Source organism: Brachybacterium squillarum M-6-3, from assembly GCF_000225825.1.
Taxonomy (GTDB): Bacteria; Actinomycetota; Actinomycetes; order Actinomycetales; family Dermabacteraceae; genus Brachybacterium; species Brachybacterium squillarum.
In genome coordinates, this window is sequence record NZ_AGBX01000003.1 from 19,749 (window position 1) to 38,990 (window position 19,242).

At 72.6% G+C, this 19,242-nt stretch carries 15 protein-coding genes and 1 tRNA gene; 7 read left to right on the plus strand and 9 right to left on the minus strand.

The annotated features are described in order from the left end of the window. Positions 1-132 precede the first annotated feature (132 nt). The 6 genes from OM98_RS06285 to OM98_RS06310 all read right to left on the minus strand — a co-directional run bounded on the left by OM98_RS06285 (position 133) and on the right by OM98_RS06310 (position 7,311). Positions 133-1,632, minus strand: a complete 1,500-nt coding sequence (locus OM98_RS06285; RefSeq protein WP_010533751.1) for an FAD-dependent oxidoreductase — start codon at positions 1,630-1,632, stop codon at positions 133-135. 186 nt (positions 1,633-1,818) lie between these two features. Further along, positions 1,819-2,715 (minus strand): formate transporter FocA, encoded by an 897-nt coding sequence (locus OM98_RS06290; protein ID WP_010533752.1) that lies wholly within the window; start codon positions 2,713-2,715, stop codon positions 1,819-1,821. A 200-nt stretch (positions 2,716-2,915) separates the two neighbouring features. After that, positions 2,916-3,914, minus strand: a complete 999-nt coding sequence (locus tag OM98_RS06295) for a transglutaminase family protein (RefSeq protein WP_050812645.1) — start codon at positions 3,912-3,914, stop codon at positions 2,916-2,918. Beyond that, a complete protein-coding gene (locus OM98_RS06300; RefSeq protein WP_010533754.1) occupies positions 3,907-6,159 on the minus strand; it encodes a circularly permuted type 2 ATP-grasp protein in 2,253 nt (750 codons plus the stop codon). Before OM98_RS06300 ends, OM98_RS06295 begins: the two co-directional genes overlap by 8 nt. A 70-nt stretch (positions 6,160-6,229) precedes the next feature. Continuing rightward, complete coding sequence (locus tag OM98_RS06305; RefSeq protein WP_010533755.1) at positions 6,230-6,910, minus strand: AIM24 family protein; 681 nt, start codon at positions 6,908-6,910, stop codon at positions 6,230-6,232. Between the two features lie 179 nt (positions 6,911-7,089). Then, a complete protein-coding gene (locus OM98_RS06310) occupies positions 7,090-7,311 on the minus strand; it encodes a heavy-metal-associated domain-containing protein (RefSeq protein ID WP_010533756.1) in 222 nt (73 codons plus the stop codon). A 169-nt stretch (positions 7,312-7,480) separates the two neighbouring features. Here OM98_RS06310 and OM98_RS06315 point away from each other — a divergent pair, with 169 nt between their 5' ends. The 4 genes from OM98_RS06315 (at position 7,481) to OM98_RS15995 (ending at position 11,901) form a co-directional block, all read left to right on the plus strand. Further along, positions 7,481-9,673: a serine/threonine-protein kinase gene (locus OM98_RS06315; RefSeq protein WP_010533757.1), complete on the plus strand. Its 2,193-nt coding sequence runs from the start codon at positions 7,481-7,483 to the stop codon at positions 9,671-9,673. A gap of 143 nt (positions 9,674-9,816) precedes the next feature. Continuing rightward, complete coding sequence (locus OM98_RS06320) at positions 9,817-10,650, plus strand: DsbA family protein (RefSeq protein ID WP_010533758.1); 834 nt, start codon at positions 9,817-9,819, stop codon at positions 10,648-10,650. An 81-nt stretch (positions 10,651-10,731) separates the two neighbouring features. Further along, a tRNA-Thr gene (locus OM98_RS06325) sits at positions 10,732-10,803 on the plus strand. A gap of 978 nt (positions 10,804-11,781) precedes the next feature. Further along, a complete protein-coding gene (locus OM98_RS15995) occupies positions 11,782-11,901 on the plus strand; it encodes a Dyp-type peroxidase (protein ID WP_217491413.1) in 120 nt (39 codons plus the stop codon). Positions 11,902-12,209: 308 nt separating this feature from the next. Here the strand turns inward: OM98_RS15995 and OM98_RS06330 are convergent, their stop codons facing one another. From OM98_RS06330 to OM98_RS06340, 3 genes are all read right to left on the minus strand, one after another. Further along, positions 12,210-13,130, minus strand: a complete 921-nt coding sequence (locus OM98_RS06330) for a variant leucine-rich repeat-containing protein (protein WP_010533760.1) — start codon at positions 13,128-13,130, stop codon at positions 12,210-12,212. A 178-nt stretch (positions 13,131-13,308) separates the two neighbouring features. Continuing rightward, positions 13,309-15,090 carry a maltose alpha-D-glucosyltransferase gene (gene treS, locus OM98_RS06335; RefSeq protein WP_010533761.1) on the minus strand — a complete coding sequence of 594 codons (1,782 nt, stop codon included), beginning with the start codon at positions 15,088-15,090 and terminating at the stop codon, positions 13,309-13,311. Positions 15,091-15,254: 164 nt separating this feature from the next. Continuing rightward, on the minus strand, positions 15,255-15,938 hold the full coding sequence (locus OM98_RS06340) for a uracil-DNA glycosylase (RefSeq protein ID WP_010533762.1): 684 nt from the start codon (positions 15,936-15,938) through the stop codon (positions 15,255-15,257). A 105-nt stretch (positions 15,939-16,043) separates the two neighbouring features. Here OM98_RS06340 and OM98_RS06345 point away from each other — a divergent pair, with 105 nt between their 5' ends. The 3 genes from OM98_RS06345 (at position 16,044) to groL (ending at position 19,031) form a co-directional block, all read left to right on the plus strand. Further along, a complete protein-coding gene (locus tag OM98_RS06345) occupies positions 16,044-16,337 on the plus strand; it encodes a DUF3263 domain-containing protein (protein WP_010533763.1) in 294 nt (97 codons plus the stop codon). Positions 16,338-16,433: 96 nt separating this feature from the next. Continuing rightward, a complete protein-coding gene (locus OM98_RS06350) occupies positions 16,434-17,048 on the plus strand; it encodes a LytR C-terminal domain-containing protein (protein WP_010533764.1) in 615 nt (204 codons plus the stop codon). 345 nt (positions 17,049-17,393) lie between these two features. After that, positions 17,394-19,031: a chaperonin GroEL gene (groL, locus tag OM98_RS06355; RefSeq protein ID WP_010533765.1), complete on the plus strand. Its 1,638-nt coding sequence runs from the start codon at positions 17,394-17,396 to the stop codon at positions 19,029-19,031. Positions 19,032-19,242 lie beyond the last annotated feature (211 nt).

Sequence of the window (19,242 nt, forward strand, 5' to 3'; positions counted from 1 at the left end):
GATAGTGGAACAGTCACTCCACTATAAGGGGAGGGCGATCCCGCGGGGCGGCGGCCCCGGCGAATGTGCGCGAAGGAACGCGACGCGGGCGCCGTCCGGGATGGACGACGCCCGCGCGGCAGGAGGAGCGGATCAGACCTGGGCCGGCTCCGGCTCCGCGGTCTCGGCGGCGGCCATCGCCTCGCGGGAGACGCGCACCATCTCCTCGCGCTCGACGACCTTCACCCGGGCGCGGGGGCTGCCCTCCGCGTCCAGGGCGTCCTGGCCCAGCGCCACCTCGTGCGCGTCCAGGGCGGTCCAGCCGTCCCAGCTGGTGTACTCCACGCCGCGCTCGTCGAGCACGCGCAGGATCGCGTCGTTGTCCCGCTCCCGGGCGACCGGCAGGGTGCCCGCCTCGCGGTCCTCGAGCAGGCTGGAGATGGTCTCCAGGGCGTCGGACTTGGTGGCGCCGATCAGGCCGATCGGGCCGCGCTTGATCCAGCCGTTGGCGTACAGCCCGGGCAGCACGGTGCCGTCGGTGTCGACCACGCGGCCGGCCTCGTTGACGATCACGCCGCGCGTCGCGTCGTAGGGCAGGTCGGGCAGCTCGGAGCCGTGGTAGCCCACCGCGCGGTACACGGCGCCCAGCTCGTAGTCCACGAACTCGCCGGTGCCCTCGAGGGAGCCGTCCTCGGTCAGGCGGGTGCGCTCGAAGCGCATCCCGGTGACCGCGCCGTCCTCGCCGAGCACCTCGACGGGGCGGTGCCAGAAGTGCAGGTGCAGACGGCGCTTCACGGGGCCGCCGTGCGCGTCGGTGGGCTCGGCGCCCGAGGCCTCGCGCTCGCGCTGCTGCTCGACCCAGCCCTCGAAGGTGGTGACGATCTGGTCGGTGCGCTTGTCGGCGCGGATGGCCTCGCGCTCGGCCTCGCCGATCTGCTCCAGGTCGCGGGGGTCCACCACGATCTGCACACCCTGGGGGTGGGCCAGCTCGCGGGTCTCCAGCGGGGAGAACTTGGACTGCGCGGGGCCGCGGCGACCGAAGACGTGCACGTCGGTGGTCCTCGCGGCGGCGAGCCCCTGGTAGACGGCGTCGGGGATCTCTGTCTTCAGCAGCTCGTCGGCGCCCTTGGCAAGCACGCGCGAGACGTCCAGGGCCACGTTGCCGTTGCCGATGACGGCGAGCTGCTCGGCCTCCAGCGGCCACTCGCGGGGGTAATCGGGGTTGCCGTCGTACCAGGCCACGAAGTCGGCGGCGCCGAAAGAGCCCTCCAGCTCGATGCCGGGCACGTCGAGGTCGGCATCCTTGAGGGCACCGGTCGCGAAGATCGCGGCGTCGTAGTGGGTGCGCAGGTCCTCGAGGGTGAGGTCGGTGCCGAACTCCACGTCGCCCAGGAAGCGGATGTCGCCGCGGGAGAGGATGCGGTGCAGGGCGGTGATGATGCCCTTGATGCGCGGGTGGTCGGGGGCGACGCCGTAGCGGATCAGCCCGAAGGGCGCCGGGAAGCGGTCGAAGAGGTCGATCTCGACCTCGAGCTCCCCGTTCTTCACGGGCGCGGAGCGCAGCAGGGTCTCGGCGGCGTAGACGCCGGCCGGGCCCGCGCCGATCACGGCGAGCCGGAAGGGCTGAGGGGACTGGGGCTGCGGAGAGGTCATCTCACCTCGGTCTCACGGCGCCCGGGGTGGGGCGCCTGGTCGGGTGCGTCAGGCGGCGCATGGAATTCCGCTCCACTCTATACGCGATATTCAGCCACGCCCACGTCGTGTGAACGGGATCAACCCGAGTATGAACACGCAGGTGGGAGCGGCCCCACCGCCGCACTGACGGCCGGCTCGACGGGGTCAGGAGCGGTCGTCGGCGTCCTTGCGGTAGGCCACCCAGAAGTAGACGCCGACGAAGACGGCGCCGCCGACGATGTTGCCCAGCAGCACCGGCACCAGGTTGTCGGCCAGGATCGCGCCGACGGTGATGTCGAAGTCCGCGGGGGTGACGCCCGCGGTCGCGATCGCCTCGCCCGTCCAGAAGGTGCTGCCCGCGAACTCGTGGACCACCCAGCCCATCGGCAGCATGAACATGTTGGCCACCGAGTGCTCGAAGCCGGTGGCCACGAACAGGGCGATGGGTCCGACGACGGCGATCACCTTGTCGGTCATGGTGCGGCCGGAGGCGGCCACCCACACCGCCAGGCAGACGGCGAGGTTGGCGAGGATGCCGAGCACGAAGGCCTGGTGCCACTCGTAGCCGAGCTTGCCCTGGGTGATGTTGAGGACCACCAGGCCCCAGGCGGAGCCGTTGGTGGTGGGGGTGCCGGCGAGCATCACCAGGATCACGATGGTCAGGGCGCCCAGCAGGTTCCCCAGCAGCGAGATCCCCCAGTGCAGCAGCATCCGCCCGCTGCTCAGTCGCTTGGACAGCCACGGCATCGTGGTCAGGGTGGTGCCGGTGAACAGGTCCGAGCCGCTGATCACCACCAGGCCCAGGCCGACGGAGAAGACGACGCCCCCGAGGAGCTTGGAGATGCCCAGCGGGACCTCGGCCATGCCCTGCTGCGAGGTCACCATGAACACGAAGCCCAGTGCGATGAAGCCGCCGCCGGTGAGGGCGAGGACGAACATACGGCCGAGCGGCGAGGTGGCCTTGGCGAGCATCGCGTCCTCGAGCTCGCGGGCGAGCAGCGGCGGCTTGGGGATGCGGGTGTCCCCGCTGGGGGCGGCGGGGGCGAGGGCGGCGTGGCTCATGGGATCCCTTCCGGGCGGAGGTGAGGGCACCGGGCATTCCCGGCGTGCTCCCAGGGTAGGAGCATCGGCCGTGCCCCGGGCCGCGGAAGGTCCTGCTGGCCTGCACGGGGACCACGCCCGACCGTCCGGCCCCTCGGCCCGGGCCCCTCGGCTCGGTCCCCGACGGGATCAGGATCCGGTGCGATCAGGACCCGGCGGGATCAGGACCCGGCGGGGACCGGCACCACCCCGACCGCGACCTGCAGCGTGGAGCTGGCGCCGGGCGGGCCGATCACGATGCCCTTCAGCGGAGGCACGTCCGCGTAGTCGCGGCCCCAGGCGGTGGTCACGAAACGCTGGTCCACGAAGGTGCGGTTGGTGGGGTCGATGTCCACCCAGCCGGTGCCGGGCACCACCACGCTGAGCCAGGCGTGGGAGGCGGCCGAGCCGATCATCTCCCCGGCCGGCTCGGTGCCCAGCCGGCCCTCCGCGCTGGGCGCGGTGCGCAGGTAGCCGGAGACGTAGCGCGCCGCCAGGCCGGCGGCGCGGGCCACCGCGAGGCCCACGTGGGAGAAGTCCTGGCAGACGCCGTGGCGGGCGCTGAGCACCTCCTCCAGGGTGGAGGCGACGGTGGTGGCGGCCGGGTCGTAGGTGAAGTCGGTGTGGATCAGCCCGGTCAGCGCGGCCAGCGCCTCCCCGATGGGCCGGCCCGGTGTGAACACGGCGTCCACGATCTCCCGCGCCCCGGACACCGCCGGGATCCGCGGGGAGGGGTGCACGAAGTCCAGGCTGGAGGCGGGCATCAGCGGCCCCCAGTGCTCCGGGGTGCACTGCTCCCAGGGGCGCTGCATGGTCTCGGCCGGGTAGCGGCGGTCCTGCACGGTGACGTGCGCCCGGGAGTGCACGTCCAGCCGCTCGTGGGGCTCGTCCACCAGCAGATAGGTGGAGGAGTTGCCGTAGAAGTCGGTGTGCGCGGTCAGCCGGGCGGGGGCCGGATCGACCGTCACCTCGTGGGAGAGCACCCGCTGGAAGGGCGTGGCCCGCGGCTCCACGTGCGCACGGCCGTAGTTGCGGGTCACCGGCTTCGCGTAGCGGTACGAGGTCAGGTGGTGCACCCGGTAGTCCAGGCCGGCCGGCTCCACGCCCTCGACGCGGAGCGGCACGACGGGCAGCGGCGGCGGGGTCGCCGGGGTCCCCGGAGTCTCTGGTGACTCAGACATCGTCGACCCCCCAGGGGGAGGTGGCCTCGGAGGGCCGGAAGTAGCGGTTCTCCACCGCGGTGGCCAGCTCGCGCAGGGTCCGCATCGCCTCGGCGGCCTCCTCGATCAGCGGGGTGGGGGAGCCGACGCTGCGGTCCGCGGGGCGCAGCAGCTCCCGCGGCTCCCAGGAGCCCACGCGCACCCGCAGCGCCGCCAGGGGCGCGCGCAGCTCCACGGCGGGCGTCGGTTCCGGCAGACGGTCCAGGGACTCGGCCAGCTGCTCGAGCTGGAAGGCGATCGAACGGGGCAGCGTCGCGTCCCCCAGCAGCATCTCCACCAGCAGCTCCGCCTGGATGGAGGCGTGGTACGTGCGGCGGTAGGTGGCGCCGGACTCCGTGATCCCGGCGACGGCCCCCGCGATGCGGCTCTCCGCCTGGCGGGTGCGGCGACGCCCGAGGGCGGCCTGCAGCAGGGCCAGCAGGCCGAGGGCCCGCTCCAGCCGGCGGCCCGTCTGGGTGAGGTCCCAGCCCAGGTTGCGGGGCATCGAGTCGGAGACGGCGCCGGAGAGCGCGAGGCAGCCCTCCACCATGTCGGTCAGCCCCTGCTCCAGCGGCTGCTCGCCGTCCAGGCCGCGGATCCGCGAGCGCATCCGCGCGATCACCGGCCAGACGCTGTCCGAGACCAGGTCGCGCAGGCCGCGGGTGGTCCGGGCGAGGGAGGCGAAGGACTGGGCGAGCGAGCCGGGGCGGCCTAGGTCGGTCAGCAGGCTCGCGATCTCCGTGCGCACCGCCGTGGTGTCCTCGACGTCCACGCTGCGGAAGCCGGGATAGGTGGTGGTGACGTCGGTGACCGCGCCCAGCAGCACCCCGAGCGCCGTGCGGGAAGCGGGCCCGGACTCGGCGGCGAGGTCGTTGGTCGAGTCCAGGACCGTGCGCAGCAGCCGCGCGGTGGAGTCCACCCGCTCCAGGTAGCGGCCGAACCAGAACAGGTCCGAGGCGATCGAACGGGTCATCGCCGGGTAGGAGGAGATGGCCTCCACCTCCGCGGAGGGCGCCTCCAGCGGGCCGACGCCCCCGGAGGGGGCCGCGGCGGCCGGCGCGGAGCTCTCCGGCATCGTCACCCACACGTCCCGCAGCACCTCGGGGTGCTCGTCGTGACTGCGGGCCACGCCGCCGGGCAGCACCTCGAAGCCGTCCTCGGTGGCCATCACCAGCAGCTGCAGCCGCAGCGGGCGGGGCACCAGGGCATGCCCGCCGGCGGGGTCCAGGCCCGGCCAGGCGGCGGGCTCGGTCTGCGCGGGGTCGGCGGGGCGCAGCAGCAGGTCCTCGTGGAGCATCTGCCGGCACAGGTCCGGCAGCGCGGCCCCCAGCTCCGGGTTCTCCAGCAGACCGCTGCCCAGGGGGTTCAGGATCTCGACGTCGCCGCAGCGGGCGGCCTCGACCAGCCCCGTCACCCCGCCCAGCGGCGTGGGCCCCAGGTCCAGCGGGTCCAGCCGCGCCGAGGGCGCCAGGCGGATGATCGCGTCGACGGTCTCGCTCGGGTCCGGCTCCGCCCCCGGCAGGCGCAGGGTCACGGTGCCGGAGCCGGTGCGCAGGTCGGAGGGGGAGACGACGGGGGTGCCCAGCAGGTTCGCCAGCCAGTGCTGGTCGAAGGCCCGCAGCGGCTCGGCCCCGGCGTCGGTGATGACCACGGCGCGGCCGGCCCGGCCGTCGGCCCGGGTGCGCTGGTGCAGGGCGGAGCGGACCCGGTCGAAGAAGGGGTGCAGGCGCCGCAGCGGGGTCGAGCCGTACAGGCTCGGTGCGCCCCGGGACAGGGAGCGGCGCACCTCGAGGGCGAGGCCCGCGCCGCCGGGCACGTCCAGCTCGTCGGCCAGCACCCTCCACTCGCCGCCGACGGTGCGCTCGACGGTGCAGGTCAGGGCGAAGAGGTGGTGGTCCCCGCGGGCCGGGATGCCGGTGACGGGCCGCAGGTACGCCGGGTCGGCGAGCAGCGCGCTGCTCGGGGCCACGTCGGTGGAGAAGATCGTGCGGGGACCGTAGAGGTCCGCGTAGAGGGCGTCCAGCAGGCGGGCGCGCTGCACCAGCCCGGCCGAGAGCTGCTCCCATGCCTCGGCGTCGAGCACGACCGGCACCGGGTCCAGCAGCGGGGTGGCGCCGGAGACGTCCGCGGCGACCATGCCGCCCGCGGCGGCGGCGGCGCGTCGGCGACCGTCGGGCCCGAGCGCCTCGAGGGCGTCGACCAGCGTCGGGGGAGGGGCGATGCTCACCCCGTCATCGTAGGCATGACGAGGCCCCGGACGGATCGACGTCCGACCGGGGCCTCGGGGAGTCCGCGGCTCAGGAGCCGGAGACGACGGGGGCGCCTTCCGAGGGCTGGACCACCACGAAGCCCGGGCCGTGGAAGCCGAGCTGGAAGGACTCGCCCGAGCCGCGACCGATCAGCGAGCCCATCTTGAAGTCGCTCTTGATGTTCGGGGTGAGGTTCGCCGACCAGCACACCGCGGCCTGCGGGTCCACGTAGGTGGGCTGCTGCGAGCAGTCCAGCAGCATCGGCGGGCCGTCGGAGGTCACGGCGACCATGCCCGCGCCCTGGAGCAGCAGGTTGAACAGGCCGCCGGCCATGAAGCCGGAGCCGCCCAGGGAGCGGATGTCCCACTGGATGGAGGAGTCGAAGGCCAGCAGGTTCTTCGTGTTCAGGGTGAGGGCGTCGTTGCCCTCGAGCTGGATCAGGAAGATGTCCTCGGCCCGCTTGGCGAAGAACACCTCACCCTGGCCCTTCACCCGCATCAGGTTGCCGCCCTCGCCGGTGGCCATCTTCTTCAGCAGCTTCATGCCGCCGCCGGAGCCCTGGTAGGAGAAGTCCATCTGGCCCTGGTAGGCGACCATGGCTCCCTGGGCGGAGATGATCTCGGGGGACTGCGGCTGGAGGGCGCAGCGCAGCATCTTGGAGGACTGCAGGGTCCACCGGTCCGTGGTCTGTCGCTCCTGGTTCGAGGCGTCGAAGAGGTTCGAGCGCATGGTCGTCCACCTTTCCGCGCCCGGGATCGGGCGGACGCGCCCGGCGGCACCCACCGTGCCGCTGTGCGCATCGTCTCACGGTCGTGTCCGGCCGGCGGTGGGGGAGGACTCCCCATGCGGCCCCGTCACCAGCGATGACGCGCTCGCACGGGGGCCCGGCCTGGGGAGCGAGGAGCGGGTCAGGCGGAGGCGAGGCGGTAGTCGCCGGCCTCGTCGAGGGCGCCGGCCAGCTCCTCGCGGGCGAGCTCCCGCTCGGCCTCGACGTGCAGGGTGGAGGTGCCGCCCGCGACCAGGTCCACGCGGACCTCGGTGACGCCCGGCAGGGCCGAGACCTCCTCGGTGACGGCTCCGACGCAGTGGCCGCAGGTCAGGCCCTCGACGGCGACGGCGGTGGTGCTCATGCTGGTCCTCCCGGGAGGTTCGGTGGCGGCGGTCGGGCTCGATTCTATACCCCGCGGGGGTATGTGGCGAGGGTCGACGGTCCCCGGGATGTGCCGGTTCCGTGTGCGGGAGGGGAGGAGCGGGTGTGCGCGCCGGGGCGGCGACGGGGCTTTCCGTAGCATGGCGGGCATGGACTCCACCTCGCGCCCGCGCGTGCCCCGCGCCGACCCGCGGCTGGTCGCGCTCGCCCAGGACTCCGGCTACCGGATCGGGGAGCGGATCGGCGCCGGCGGCATGGGCATCGTCTACCGCGCCAGCGATGCCGACCACCAGGACGTCGCCATCAAGCTGCTGCGCCACGACATCGCCGACGACCCCCGCGCCCGCCAGCGTCTGGCCCGCGAGGTCGCCGCCCAGCGCAGCGTGCGCAACGAGAACATCGTGCGGATCCTCGACGCGGAGCTGGAGTCCTCCGAGGCCTTCGTGGTCACCGAGTTCGTCCCCGGCCCCACCCTCGAGGACGCCGTGATCGAGCGCGGCGGGCTGCACCCGGAGGCGGTGCGCGAGATCGGCACCACCCTGGGGGAGACCCTGCGGGTGATCCACGAGGCCGGGGTGATCCATCGCGACCTCAAGCCCTCCAACGTGCTGCTGCGCGGCGCCGAGGCTGCCGACCTGGACGGCTTCGACCCCGAGGGCAACCGGCTCGATCCCGTGATCATCGACTTCGGCATCGCGGTGGCCGCCGAGGAGTCCCGCCTGACCTCCACCGGCCTGGTGATGGGCACGGCCGCCTACCTCGACCCCGAGGTGGTGCGGACCAACTCGACCGCCGCCGCGGGCGACTGGTGGGCCTGGGCCGCCGTGCTGGCCTTCGCCGCCACCGGCCGCCCGCCCTTCGGCACCGGCCGCGCCGACCTCGTCTTCCTGCGCGCCGAGCGCGGCGAGATCGATGTCGAGGGCGTGCCGACCGAGCTGGACGCCTGGCTGCGCGACGCCCTGCAGGCCGATCCGGCCGCCCGCCCCGACCCCGAGGAGCTCATCGAGCGCCTGGCCGGGCTCGACCTGGAGCGCTACGACGACGCCGGGGAGACCCAGGCGCTCGACACCCAGGGCCGCACCGCCGCCTTCCCCGCCGGAGCCGCCGCGGGTGCCGCGGCCGGCGCCGTGGCCGGGGCGGCCGCCGCCGGGGCCACGACGCCCCTGGCCTCCGCTGCCGCGGCCACGGACGAGGACGACCTCGCCGCCACCCAGGCGATGGCCCCGATCCTCGACGAGGACGACGACGCCGGTCCGCCCACGGCGGCGATGGACCCGGTGGGCGAGGAGCGCCCCCGCGCCCTCGACGCCGAACGGGCCGCCGCCCCGGACCCCGACCGCACCCAGGCGCTGCCGCCGATCCGCGAGGACGAGGGCCGCACCCAAGCCCTCCCGCCGATCCGAGACGACGCCGACCGCACGCAGGCCCTGCCCGCCACCCCGGTACCGGACCCCACCGAGGCCCTGCCCGCCGTCGGCCCCGCCACCACCCCGATGCCCGTCGTGCGGGCGCCGATGCCGCAGCGCCAGCAGCCCACCGCGGGCCTGAGCGGGCCTCCGCCCCAGCAGCAGGGGTATCCCCCGCAGGGCTACCCCCAGCAGGGGCGCCCGCCGCAGGGATACGGTCCGCAGGGCTACGCCCCGCAGCAGCGTCCCGTGGCGCCGCCGCCCGGGCAGCAGATGACTCCCCACCCCGGCTACCCCGGTCAGCAGCCCGGCCAGGCCGGTCCCTGGCCTGCCGCGGCCGCCGCGCCGAAGCGCACCCTGCTGGTGTGGGCCGGCAACGTCCTGCTCATCGCCCTCGGCGCCCTCGCCCCCTACGTGGCGCTCACGGCGCTGCTGCTGCTCGGTGCGCTGGCCCGCACCTGGGAGCGCTCGCACCGGGCCGTGGAGAACCGCCGGTTCAAGGGGGCCACCGGCTCCGGCCCCCGCGTGCAGGTCGGCTTCGCCGCACCCTTCCGCTTCCTCTGGGGTCTGGTCGAGACGGCCCTGCAGGCGCTGCTGCCGCTGATCCTCGGCCTCGTGGTCGGCATCGCGGTGGACGCGATCGCCTGGCTGGGGCTGAACCAGGCCCTGCCCGACGGCGTCGCCTTCGGCACCGCGATGGCCGTGACCGTGCTGGTCACCTGGGTGGGCCTGGGCAGCCCCACCACCCGCCACGGGGCCCATCGGGTGATGGACGCCGCCGCTCCGGACCGCACCTGGACCGCCGTGCTCGGCGTGCTCCTGCTGCTGATGATCGGCGCCGTGATCGCCACCATCCTGGCCCGCCAGGGCATGGTCGACTACTTCCCCTTCGCCGGGGGCTTCCGGCTGGAGGACGTGGCCGTCTGGCGCCTCTGAGCGCACCCCGTTCCCCGGGTGCCGGACCGCGGGATGCGCCCGTGTGGCCCGGGACTCCCTGCCAGGGAGCGTCCACGCCCGCCCGGCTAGACTGCCCGCGGCCCACCGTCCACCCGTCGCCGCCCCCGGCGTGAGGAGCGTCCATGCCCCCCTCGAACTCCCCGCAGTCCGCGGCCGAGCGCCGCGAGGCGCAGCGCGAGGCCCTGCGCAAGCAGCGCCAGTCCGAGCTCCGTCGCCAGCGCGGCATCCGCAACGTCGTGATCGCCGTGGTCACCGTGCTCGCGCTGCTGATCGTCGCCGGCGGCGTGTACCTCATCTACCAGGCCACGCGACCCGCCGGCCCGGTCGCCGTGCCGGCGGGCATGAGCGAGGACGAGACCTCCCTCAGCGTGGGTGCCCCCGAGGACTCGGGCGCCCCGGTGGTCGAGATCCAGTTCGACTTCATGTGCCCCTACTGCGGGCAGTTCGACCAGATCAACACCGCGGACATGCAGACCCTCGCCGATGACGAGGCCGCCACCATCCGTCTGGTGCCCCGCAATTTCCTGGACACCGCCTCCACCACCGGCGACTACTCCACCCGCGCGGCCAACGCCCTGGTCTGCGTCTACGAGGACGACCCGGCCAACGCCCTGCCCTTCTCCACCCTGATGTTCGAGAACCAGCCCGCCGAGAACTCCGCGGGTCTGACCGACGAGGAGATCTGGGGCTACGCCCAGGAGGCCGGCGCCTCCGACTCCGTCGAGGAGTGCATGAGCGCGGGCACCTACGAGGACTGGGTCGACGACGTCGCCAACCCCTACGGCGAGGAGACCGGCGGCGGCACCCCCTACGTCACCATCGACGGTGAGGAGTTCGGCGACTGGACCACCGAGGGCGCGTTCTACGACGCGGTCCTCGCGGCCGGCGGCTCCAGCGCCTCCGATGCCGGCGGCGCGTCCGACGCGGGCGGCGCCTCCGACGATGGCGAGGGCTGAGCCCCGCCCCTCACCCACGGCGTATCCGAGCCTGCTCGGATACGCTCAGGGGGCCGGACGGTGATCCGACCGGCCCCGTCCGCTGGAGTGGCGCAACGGTAGCGCACCTGTCTTGTAAACAGGTGGTTGCGGGTTCGATTCCCGTCTCCAGCTCTCCTGTCTTGAGTCGCGCCTGGCCCGCCTGAGCCGATCGAACTCAACGAACACGAGCACATTCTGAGTGCCACGGTCGTCGGGCGTCGCTGGTACAGCCCACACTGCTTGTGGTTCGCAAGTGTGAAGCTCCGGGTGTGAGCGAGGCATAGTCGCTGCTCAGGGTGGCAAGTCGGCTCCGGTACCGGACTGGCCCTTTTGAGAATCTCCCAAAAGTGGCTATGCTTGTTGCATGGACGGAACACTCCCAGAGGACCCTGCATCGTCCACCGACTGAGAGAAGCAGGCCCGCCCCGATGCCACTGGCATCGGTGACGGGCCCACCGGTCGACTTACTGAGACTCCTCAGAAGGTCGACATAATGAGGATTGCCAGCCTCACAAGAGCCACGATCAGCCGCGGAACCCAGCCACGAGTGACCGCGGCGATCGTGGTCTTCTTGTTGCAAGGCGACCGTCGAGCCCGACGGCCATGACCTTCGAAGCCATTAGCCATACCCATCACCTCCTCTCGTTGTAGAGGCATCCGCCGACCACCGGAGTAGCCGGCGGAGCCTCGCGAATGCCTCCAAGTGGAGGTGGATCCCATCTTACCGAGCTGTCTGACTGATCGCCACGACACTCGAGCCAGCGCCAGCCGCTAAGTCGACACACGAAGTCGTGTTTGCTGCGGCAAAGGTATGGGGTTGCGGGGTCATAGCACACCTGCCCGAAGGGATACAAGCCTGCGGCCTGCGTGAAAAGTGGCACACCGTGGCGTGTCAGACTTGACAGATCTTCCTACGTCGTCAACTCGTAAATGTGATCTCGCAAACCCGCTGGTCAAGGCCGAGGTTCGCAAGGGCTAGCTGACCACCCCGGGCGGCTTTGTACTCCTGCAAGGGAGTAGGGGCGCGACGCTAGTGACTCGCGCGAATGCAACTTACTGGCGAACTGCACGCCGTGTAGTAAGCGTGATCCGCGGTGCGACGTGTTGGATGTGCTCGGGACTGATGCGCTGGTCGAGTACATCCAGCACATCGGCTCGGGGCTGTTCGCGATCCTGCCCGGGGTGGGGGAGGCCGACACCATGTTCGGCCAGGCCCTGTTCGGCGCCTGAGCGGGGCGGGCCCGCGGGCTCAGGCGCCCAGCTGCGCAGCACCCGCTTCGCCCCGCGGTCGAGGGTGTCGAAGAGGGCGTCCCGGCGGGCGTCGCCCTGCCCGACCCGGTAGCCCTGGGTCCAGGGGACGGTGCAGCGCTCCAGGGTGCGCGGCGGCTCCAGGCGCAGGGGCTGCCAGGGCCCGTCCTCGCCCTCCAGCACCCAGGTACCGCCCCCGGCCACGGCCCGATAGGTGCGGCGTCGCCCGGCATCGAGGTCCATGCCCCGACCGTAGCGCCCGGGATGCCCGAGTCTGGTCCGGTGACGGGTCAGAAGGTGTCGTAGGAGGAGCGGTTCACCATGAACCCGCGGCCCGTCATCACGTTCCAGCAGGTCATGCCGTCCGACTCGCTGGTGCAGGCCATGTCGCCGACCGCGCTGGTGGTGCCGTACTCCAGGGTGGTTCCGGTGCTGCCGTAGGAGCCGCCGCAGTCCACGGAGGGGTCTTCCCCGGCGACGGTGATCGCGAAGGTGTCCGCATCCGCGCAGTTCTCCTCGCCGTCGCCGTAGTCCCAGTCCACCACCGTGCAGGAGGCGGAGTCCTCCTCGAGGGAGCAGCGGATGTTGCCGGTGGGGGAGGCGAAGGATCCGACCTCGACCGCGTCGTCCGGGGCGGGGGAGACCGGGTCCTCGCTGGTGGTCTCCTCGGCGCTGGAGGACTCCTCCTCCGGAGTGGTCTCCTCCGCGCTCGTCGTGGATCCCGAGTCCGCGGTCGAGTCGCCGCCGGTGCGCAGGGTGTTGCCGATCAGCACGCCGGCGACCAGGAGGATCAGGGCCAGGATCGCGCAGCCGCCGCAGGCCAGGCCCGTGCGGCGGCGCTCGCGGCCCTGCTGGGAGGGCGGGGCGCCCCCCGCGGCGGTGCCCCCGGCCGCACCGGCGGCCGCGCCGGAGCCGACCAGGCCCCAGTCGTCCCCGCCGCCGGCGACGGGCGCGAAGCCCGGATCGGTCGCCGCCTCGTGCGGGTCCCGGGTCCCGGCCACCGGCACGGCCCCGCCGTTCACCTGCACGGGTGTGCCTCCGCCCTGCTGGCGGACGCGCACCAGGATCCAGTCCTTCGCGGCCTGCGGGCAGTTGGGGTGCTCGAGGATCGCCTGGTGCAGGTCCGGGCGGTGCTCGGTGAGCACCAGCAGACGCTGGGGCGAGGTGCGCGGGTCGCGCACCTCCTCGGCGGCCGAGGCGGGTGTGGTCACACCGGTCTCCCTTCGTGATCCGGGCGCTCCTCGCCCGACCCGGCCGAGCACACTACCCGGTGCCGCCCGGCCCCCGGCCACGAGGGCCTCCCGAATGTGCACAGGGCAGGCAAAGTCCCGAGCGCGGGTCCAGGGTTCGGGTGAAACATCCCTCGCGGCGGTCCCGGGCGGGCCGGGCTCAGCCCTCCGGCGCGATGACCGGCATCGCCGTGGTGTGGGTCATCGGCTCCCCGTCGGCCTGCAGCGGGCGCACCCGCAGCCAGTAGTAGCCGTGCGAGCCCAGGGTGATGGACAGGCTGCCGTCGTCCTGGATGGCCGGGAACTCGTGGCCGCCGAACAGGTCGCGCACCGTGCGGCGGGCCAGGCCGCCCAGGTCCAGGGTCGTCGTCACCGGGTGGGAGGCCAGGTTGAACACGCACAGGAGGGTCTCCGCGTGCGACTCCGCGTCCTCGCCGTACTCGGCGCCGTCGTAGGTGCGGGTGAAGGCCAGCACCCGGTCCGAGTCGGAGGGCACGTTGCGGTAGGAGCCCATGCCGAAGGCCTCGTGCTGCTTGCGCACCGCGAGCATCCAGCGCACGAAGTGCAGCAGGGAGCCGGAGTGCGCCATCTGCGCCTCCACGTTCGCCGTCGCGTAGTGGAACACCAGGTTCTGGATCACCGGCAGGAACAGCTTGCCGGGGTCGGTGATCTCCGAGAAGCCGGCGTTGCGGTCGGGGGTCCACTGCATCGGGGTGCGCACCGCGTCGCGGTCCTCGAGCCAGATGTTGTCGCCCATCCCGATCTCGTCCCCGTAGTACAGGAAGGGGGAGCCGGGCAGGGACAGCAGCATCGCGTGGATCAGCTCCAGCTCGGAGCGGGAGTTGTCCAGCAGCGGCGCCAGGCGGCGCCGGATACCGACGTTCGCGCGCATCCGCGAGTCCGGGGCGTACCAGCCGAGCATCGCGGAGCGGTCCTCCGGGGAGACCATCTCCAGGGTCAGCTCGTCGTGGTTGCGCAGGAAGGTGCCCCACTGGGCGCCCGCGGGGATCTCCGGGGTGTCCTCCATGATGTCCACGATGTGCTTCGCGGAGCCCTCGCGCAGCGCGTAGAACAGGCGCGGCATCACCGGGAAGTGGAAGCACATGTGGCACTCGGGGTCGTCCTCGGAGCCGAAGTACTCCACCACGTCGGCGGGCCACTGGTTGGCCTCGGCGATGATCACGCGGCCCGGCCAGTTCGCGTCCACGTACTCGCGCAGCTCGGCGAGGAACACGTGGGTCTGCGGCAGGTTCTCGCCGTCGGTGCCCTCCTCCTCGTAGAGGTAGGGGATCGCGTCGGCGCGGAAGCCGTCGATGCCCTTGTCCAGCCAGAACTTCACCACGTCGAACATCGCCTGCCGCACGGCCGGGTTCTCGAAGTTCAGGTCGGGCTGGTGGGAGAAGAAGCGGTGCCAGAAGAACTGGCGGCGCACCGGGTCGAAGGACCAGTTCGACTCCTCGGTGTCCACGAAGATGATGCGGGCGTCCTGGTACTTCTCGTCGGTGTCCGACCAGACGTAGAAGTCGCCGTAGGGCCCCTCCGGGTCGGAGCGGGACTCCAGGAACCAGGGGTGCTTGTCGGAGGTGTGGTTCATCGGCAGGTCGATGATCACGCGGATGCCGCGGCGATGCGCCTCGGAGACCAGCCGTTCGAAGTCGGTGATCGAGCCGAACTCGGGCAGCACCGCCTCGTAGTCGGAGATGTCGTAGCCGCCGTCCTTGAGCGGGGAGGCGAAGAAGGGCGGCAGCCACAGGCAGTCGATGCCCAGCCACTGCAGGTAGTCCAGCCGGTCGATCAGGCCGGAGAAGTCGCCGGTGCCGTCGCCGTTGCCGTCGGCGAAGGCGCGCACCAGCACCTCGTAGAACACGGCGCGGCGGTACCAGTGCGGGTCGTAGTCCACCCCGGGGCCCTGGGGGGAGAACTGGCTGGCGTTCAGGGGCATCGGATCCTCCACGTCGGATCGGCGGGGTGAGCGGGGCGCGGGGCGACCGCTGCGGCCGCCGGATTCGTCCCCACAGTAGTGCCCGCCCCCGACGGGCGAGGCGTCCTCCCCGATGCCGGACGCGGCGGGCACGGGTGGTCGGCGGGCTCCGGTGACCGGCGCGCTCAGGCCGCCGGCGGGATCCGCCAGTCGATCGGCGCGGCGCCCTGCTGCTCCAGCAGCGCGTTGGTGTGGGAGAAGGGCCGTGAGCCGAAGAAGCCGCGGGAGGCGGACAGGGGGCTGGGGTGGGGGCTCTCCACCCGCGGCACGTCGCCCAGCAGCGGCGCCAGGTTGCGGGCGTCGCGGCCCCAGAGGATCGCCACCAGAGGCCCGCCGCGCTCCACCAGCGCCCGGATGGCGCACTCGGTGACCTCCTCCCAGCCGCGGCCGCGGTGCGAGGCCGGCTCGCCGGGTGCGACGGTCAGCACCCGGTTCAGCAGCAGCACGCCCTGGTCCTGCCAGGCGGTGAGGTCCCCGTGGACGGCAGGCTCGATGCCGAGGTCCTGCTGCAGCTCCTTGTAGATGTTGCCCAGCGAGCGGGGGAGCGGCCGCACGTGCTGCTCCACCGCGAAGGACAGGCCGATCGGGTGCCCGGGGGTGGGGTAGGGGTCCTGGCCCACCACCAGCACCCGCACCTGCTCCATCGGCCGGGTGAAGGCCCGCAGCACGGCATTGCCCGCGGGCAGGTAGCCGCGACCGGCCTCCGTCTCCTGGCGCAGCATGTCGCCGAGGGCGTGGATGCGGGGCTCCACGGGGGCGAGGGCGCGGGCCCAGTCGGGGCTGATGATCTCGGCGAGGGGTGCGGACATGGAGCCAGTCTCCCAGGCGCCCGCACGGCCCCGCGCGGGCGCTCGGCGGTCGCCGTCGCGGCGCGCCTGGACGGCGGCCCCTGCGCCCGCCCGTAGGCTCGGACCATGCCGTCCCCCGTCGATCCCGCCCTGCCCGCGGACGCCCCCGCCGCGGCGCCGCTGAGCGACCGCGACCGACGGATCCTGGAGCTGGAGGGCCGCACCTTCCGCTACGTCGGCGCCAAGGAGCGGGCCATCCGCGAGGAGATCGGCCTGTCCCGCACCGCCTACTACGTGCGGCTCAACTCCCTGCTCGACGACCCCCGCGCGCTGCGCGCCGCCCCCGCCCTGGTGCACCGGCTGCGCGGCCGCCGCGAGGACGCCGGGACCACCGCCCACGACCCCGGACAGGTGGCCTGACCGGCGCTCCCGTCGCCCGCCGCGTGACCTCCCCGACGCCCCCGCCCGGGGCGTGTGCTCCCGCGCGTCGCCCCGTGGCCCTGGTGTAATGGACCCGTGGCAGACGATTCCCAGTACCCGTACCCGCCGGACCGGTTCGACGACGAGGCCGACGCGGCCTCCTTCCACGGCGCCCACCGCGCCGAGGAGCCGTTCTGGCGCCAGAACCTCGTCTACATCCTCATCATCGGGGCCGCCTTCCTGACCCTGCTCGTGCTGCTGTTCTTCATCAACGGCCTGGGCGGCGACGGTGAGGAGGGCACCACCGGGCCCGTCGCCTCCAGCGCCGAGGCCAGCGTCGGCGGAGACGGCGGCGAGGGCGCCGAGGAGGGTGGCGAGGAGACCACCGCCGAGGAGGAGCCCACCGCAGAGCCGGACCGCTCCACCCCCGTGCTGGTGATGAACGCCGCCAACATCAACGGCCTGGCCGGCACCTGGCAGGACACCCTCGAGGAGGACGGCTGGACCGAGGTCGGCGTCGGCACCGCCAACCAGCCCCAGGACGAGGCCGCCGTCTACTACCGTGACGAGGCCGACGCCGCCTCCGCGCAGGCCCTCGCCGAGGAGGTCGGCGCCGGGGAGGCCACCCAGAGCGACGAGTACGACAACCGCATCACCTTCATCGCCGTCTCCGAGCCCGGGGACTCCGAGGAGGGCGACGGCGAGGAGTGACCTCCGGGGCGCAGGCCCCTGCATCGCCATGACGGGACGCCGTCCGGGACCAGCTCCCGGGCGGCGTCGCCGTCTGTCCGGGGTCCCCGGGGCGGGCGCGCGACGGCGGCCGGACACGCCTGCGCCGGGAGCGGACGGGGGTTAGCACTCTCAGGGGTCGAGTGCTTATGATGATCTGGCACTCGGTGCTCGGGAGTGACAGCCCTGTCGCCCCCTCGCACCGGGCCAGAGACATTCCGGCCCCGTGAGGGATCCGGAGCCGTGGGACATGAACACGGCCCCGGGTGCCGTCCGTCGCGGGCACTGGGTCGGGTGGACATCACAGACACGGGAGAGATTCCAATCATGGCCAAGCTCATCTCTTACGACGAGGAGGCCCGGCGCGGCCTCGAGCGGGGTATGAACCAGCTCGCCGACGCCGTCAAGGTCACCCTCGGCCCCAAGGGGCGCAACGTCGTGCTCGAGAAGTCCTGGGGCGCCCCCACCATCACCAACGACGGCGTCTCCATCGCCAAGGAGATCGAACTCGACGATCCCTACGAGAAGATCGGCGCGGAGCTCGTCAAGGAGGTCGCCAAGAAGACCGACGACATCGCGGGCGACGGCACCACCACCGCCACCGTCCTCGCCCAGGCCCTGGTCAAGGAGGGCCTGCGCAACGTCGCCGCCGGGGCCAACCCGATCGCGCTCAAGCGCGGCATCGACAAGGCCGTCGGCTCCGTCTCCGAGACCCTGCTCTCGCAGGCCAAGGAGATCGAGACCAAGGAGCAGATCGCCAACACCGCCGCCATCTCCGCGGCCGACCCGGCCATCGGCGAGCTCATCGCCGAGGCCCTGGACAAGGTCGGCAAGGAGGGTGTGATCACGGTCGAGGAGTCCAACACGATGGGCCTCGAGCTGGAGCTCACCGAGGGTATGCGCTTCGACAAGGGCTACATCTCGCCCTACTTCGTCACCGACGCCGAGCGCCAGGAGACCGTGCTGGAGGACCCCTACATCCTCCTGGTCGGCTCCAAGATCTCCTCCGTCAAGGACCTGCTGCCGCTGCTGGAGAAGGTCATCCAGTCCGGCAAGCCCCTCGCCATCGTCTCCGAGGACGTCGAGGGCGAGGCCCTCGCGGTGCTCGTAGTCAATAAGCTGCGCGGCTCCTTCAAGTCCGTGGCCGTCAAGGCCCCCGGCTTCGGCGACCGCCGCAAGGCGATGCTCGAGGACATGGCCATCCTGACCGGCGGCCAGGTCATCTCCGAGGAGGTCGGCCTCAAGCTGGAGACCGCCGGGCTGGAGCAGCTCGGGCAGGCCCGCAAGGTCGTCGTCACCAAGGACGAGACCACCATCGTCGAGGGCGCCGGCGACGCCGACCGCATCGCGGCCCGCGTCAAGCAGATCCGCACCGAGATCGAGAACTCCGACTCGGACTACGACCGCGAGAAGCTGCAGGAGCGCCTGGCGAAGCTGGCCGGAGGCGTGGCCGTCATCAAGGCCGGTGCCGCCACCGAGGTGGAGCTCAAGGAGCGCAAGCACCGCATCGAGGACGCCGTGCGCAACGCGAAGGCAGCCGTCGAGGAGGGCGTCGTCGCCGGTGGCGGAGTGGCCCTGCTGCAGGCGGGCAACGACACCTTCGGCACCCTCTCCCTCGAGGGCGACGAGGCCACCGGTGCCTCCATCGTGAAGATCGCCATCGAGGCGCCGCTGAAGCAGATCGCCGTCAACGCCGGCCTCGAGGGCGGCGTCGTCGCGGAGAAGGTCAAGTCCCTCCCCGTCGGCCAGGGCCTCAACGCCGCGACCGGCGAGTACGAGGACCTGCTGGCCGCCGGCATCATCGACCCGGTGAAGGTGACCCGCAGCGCGCTGCAGAACGCCGCCTCCATCGCCGGCCTGTTCCTCACCACCGAGGCCGTCGTGGCCGACAAGCCGGAGCCCGCCGCGGCGCCGGCCGGTGGCGACGAGATGGGCGGCATGGGGGGCATGGGCGGCATGATGTGATCCAGCCTCACGGCTGACACCTGCCGCTCCCCGGAGCCGCACGGGCCCCGATCCTCTGGCGAGGGTCGGGGCCCGTTCGCGTGCCCGGGGTGGTGGGGTGCTGAGCTTCCGGGTGCGCTGCAAAGATCAGGCGCGTGGTGCGGGGTCACGTCCTCCAGCAGGGGGTAACCCCGCACTGAGTGCCCGATCTTTGCTGCCAACCGTGCCCCCC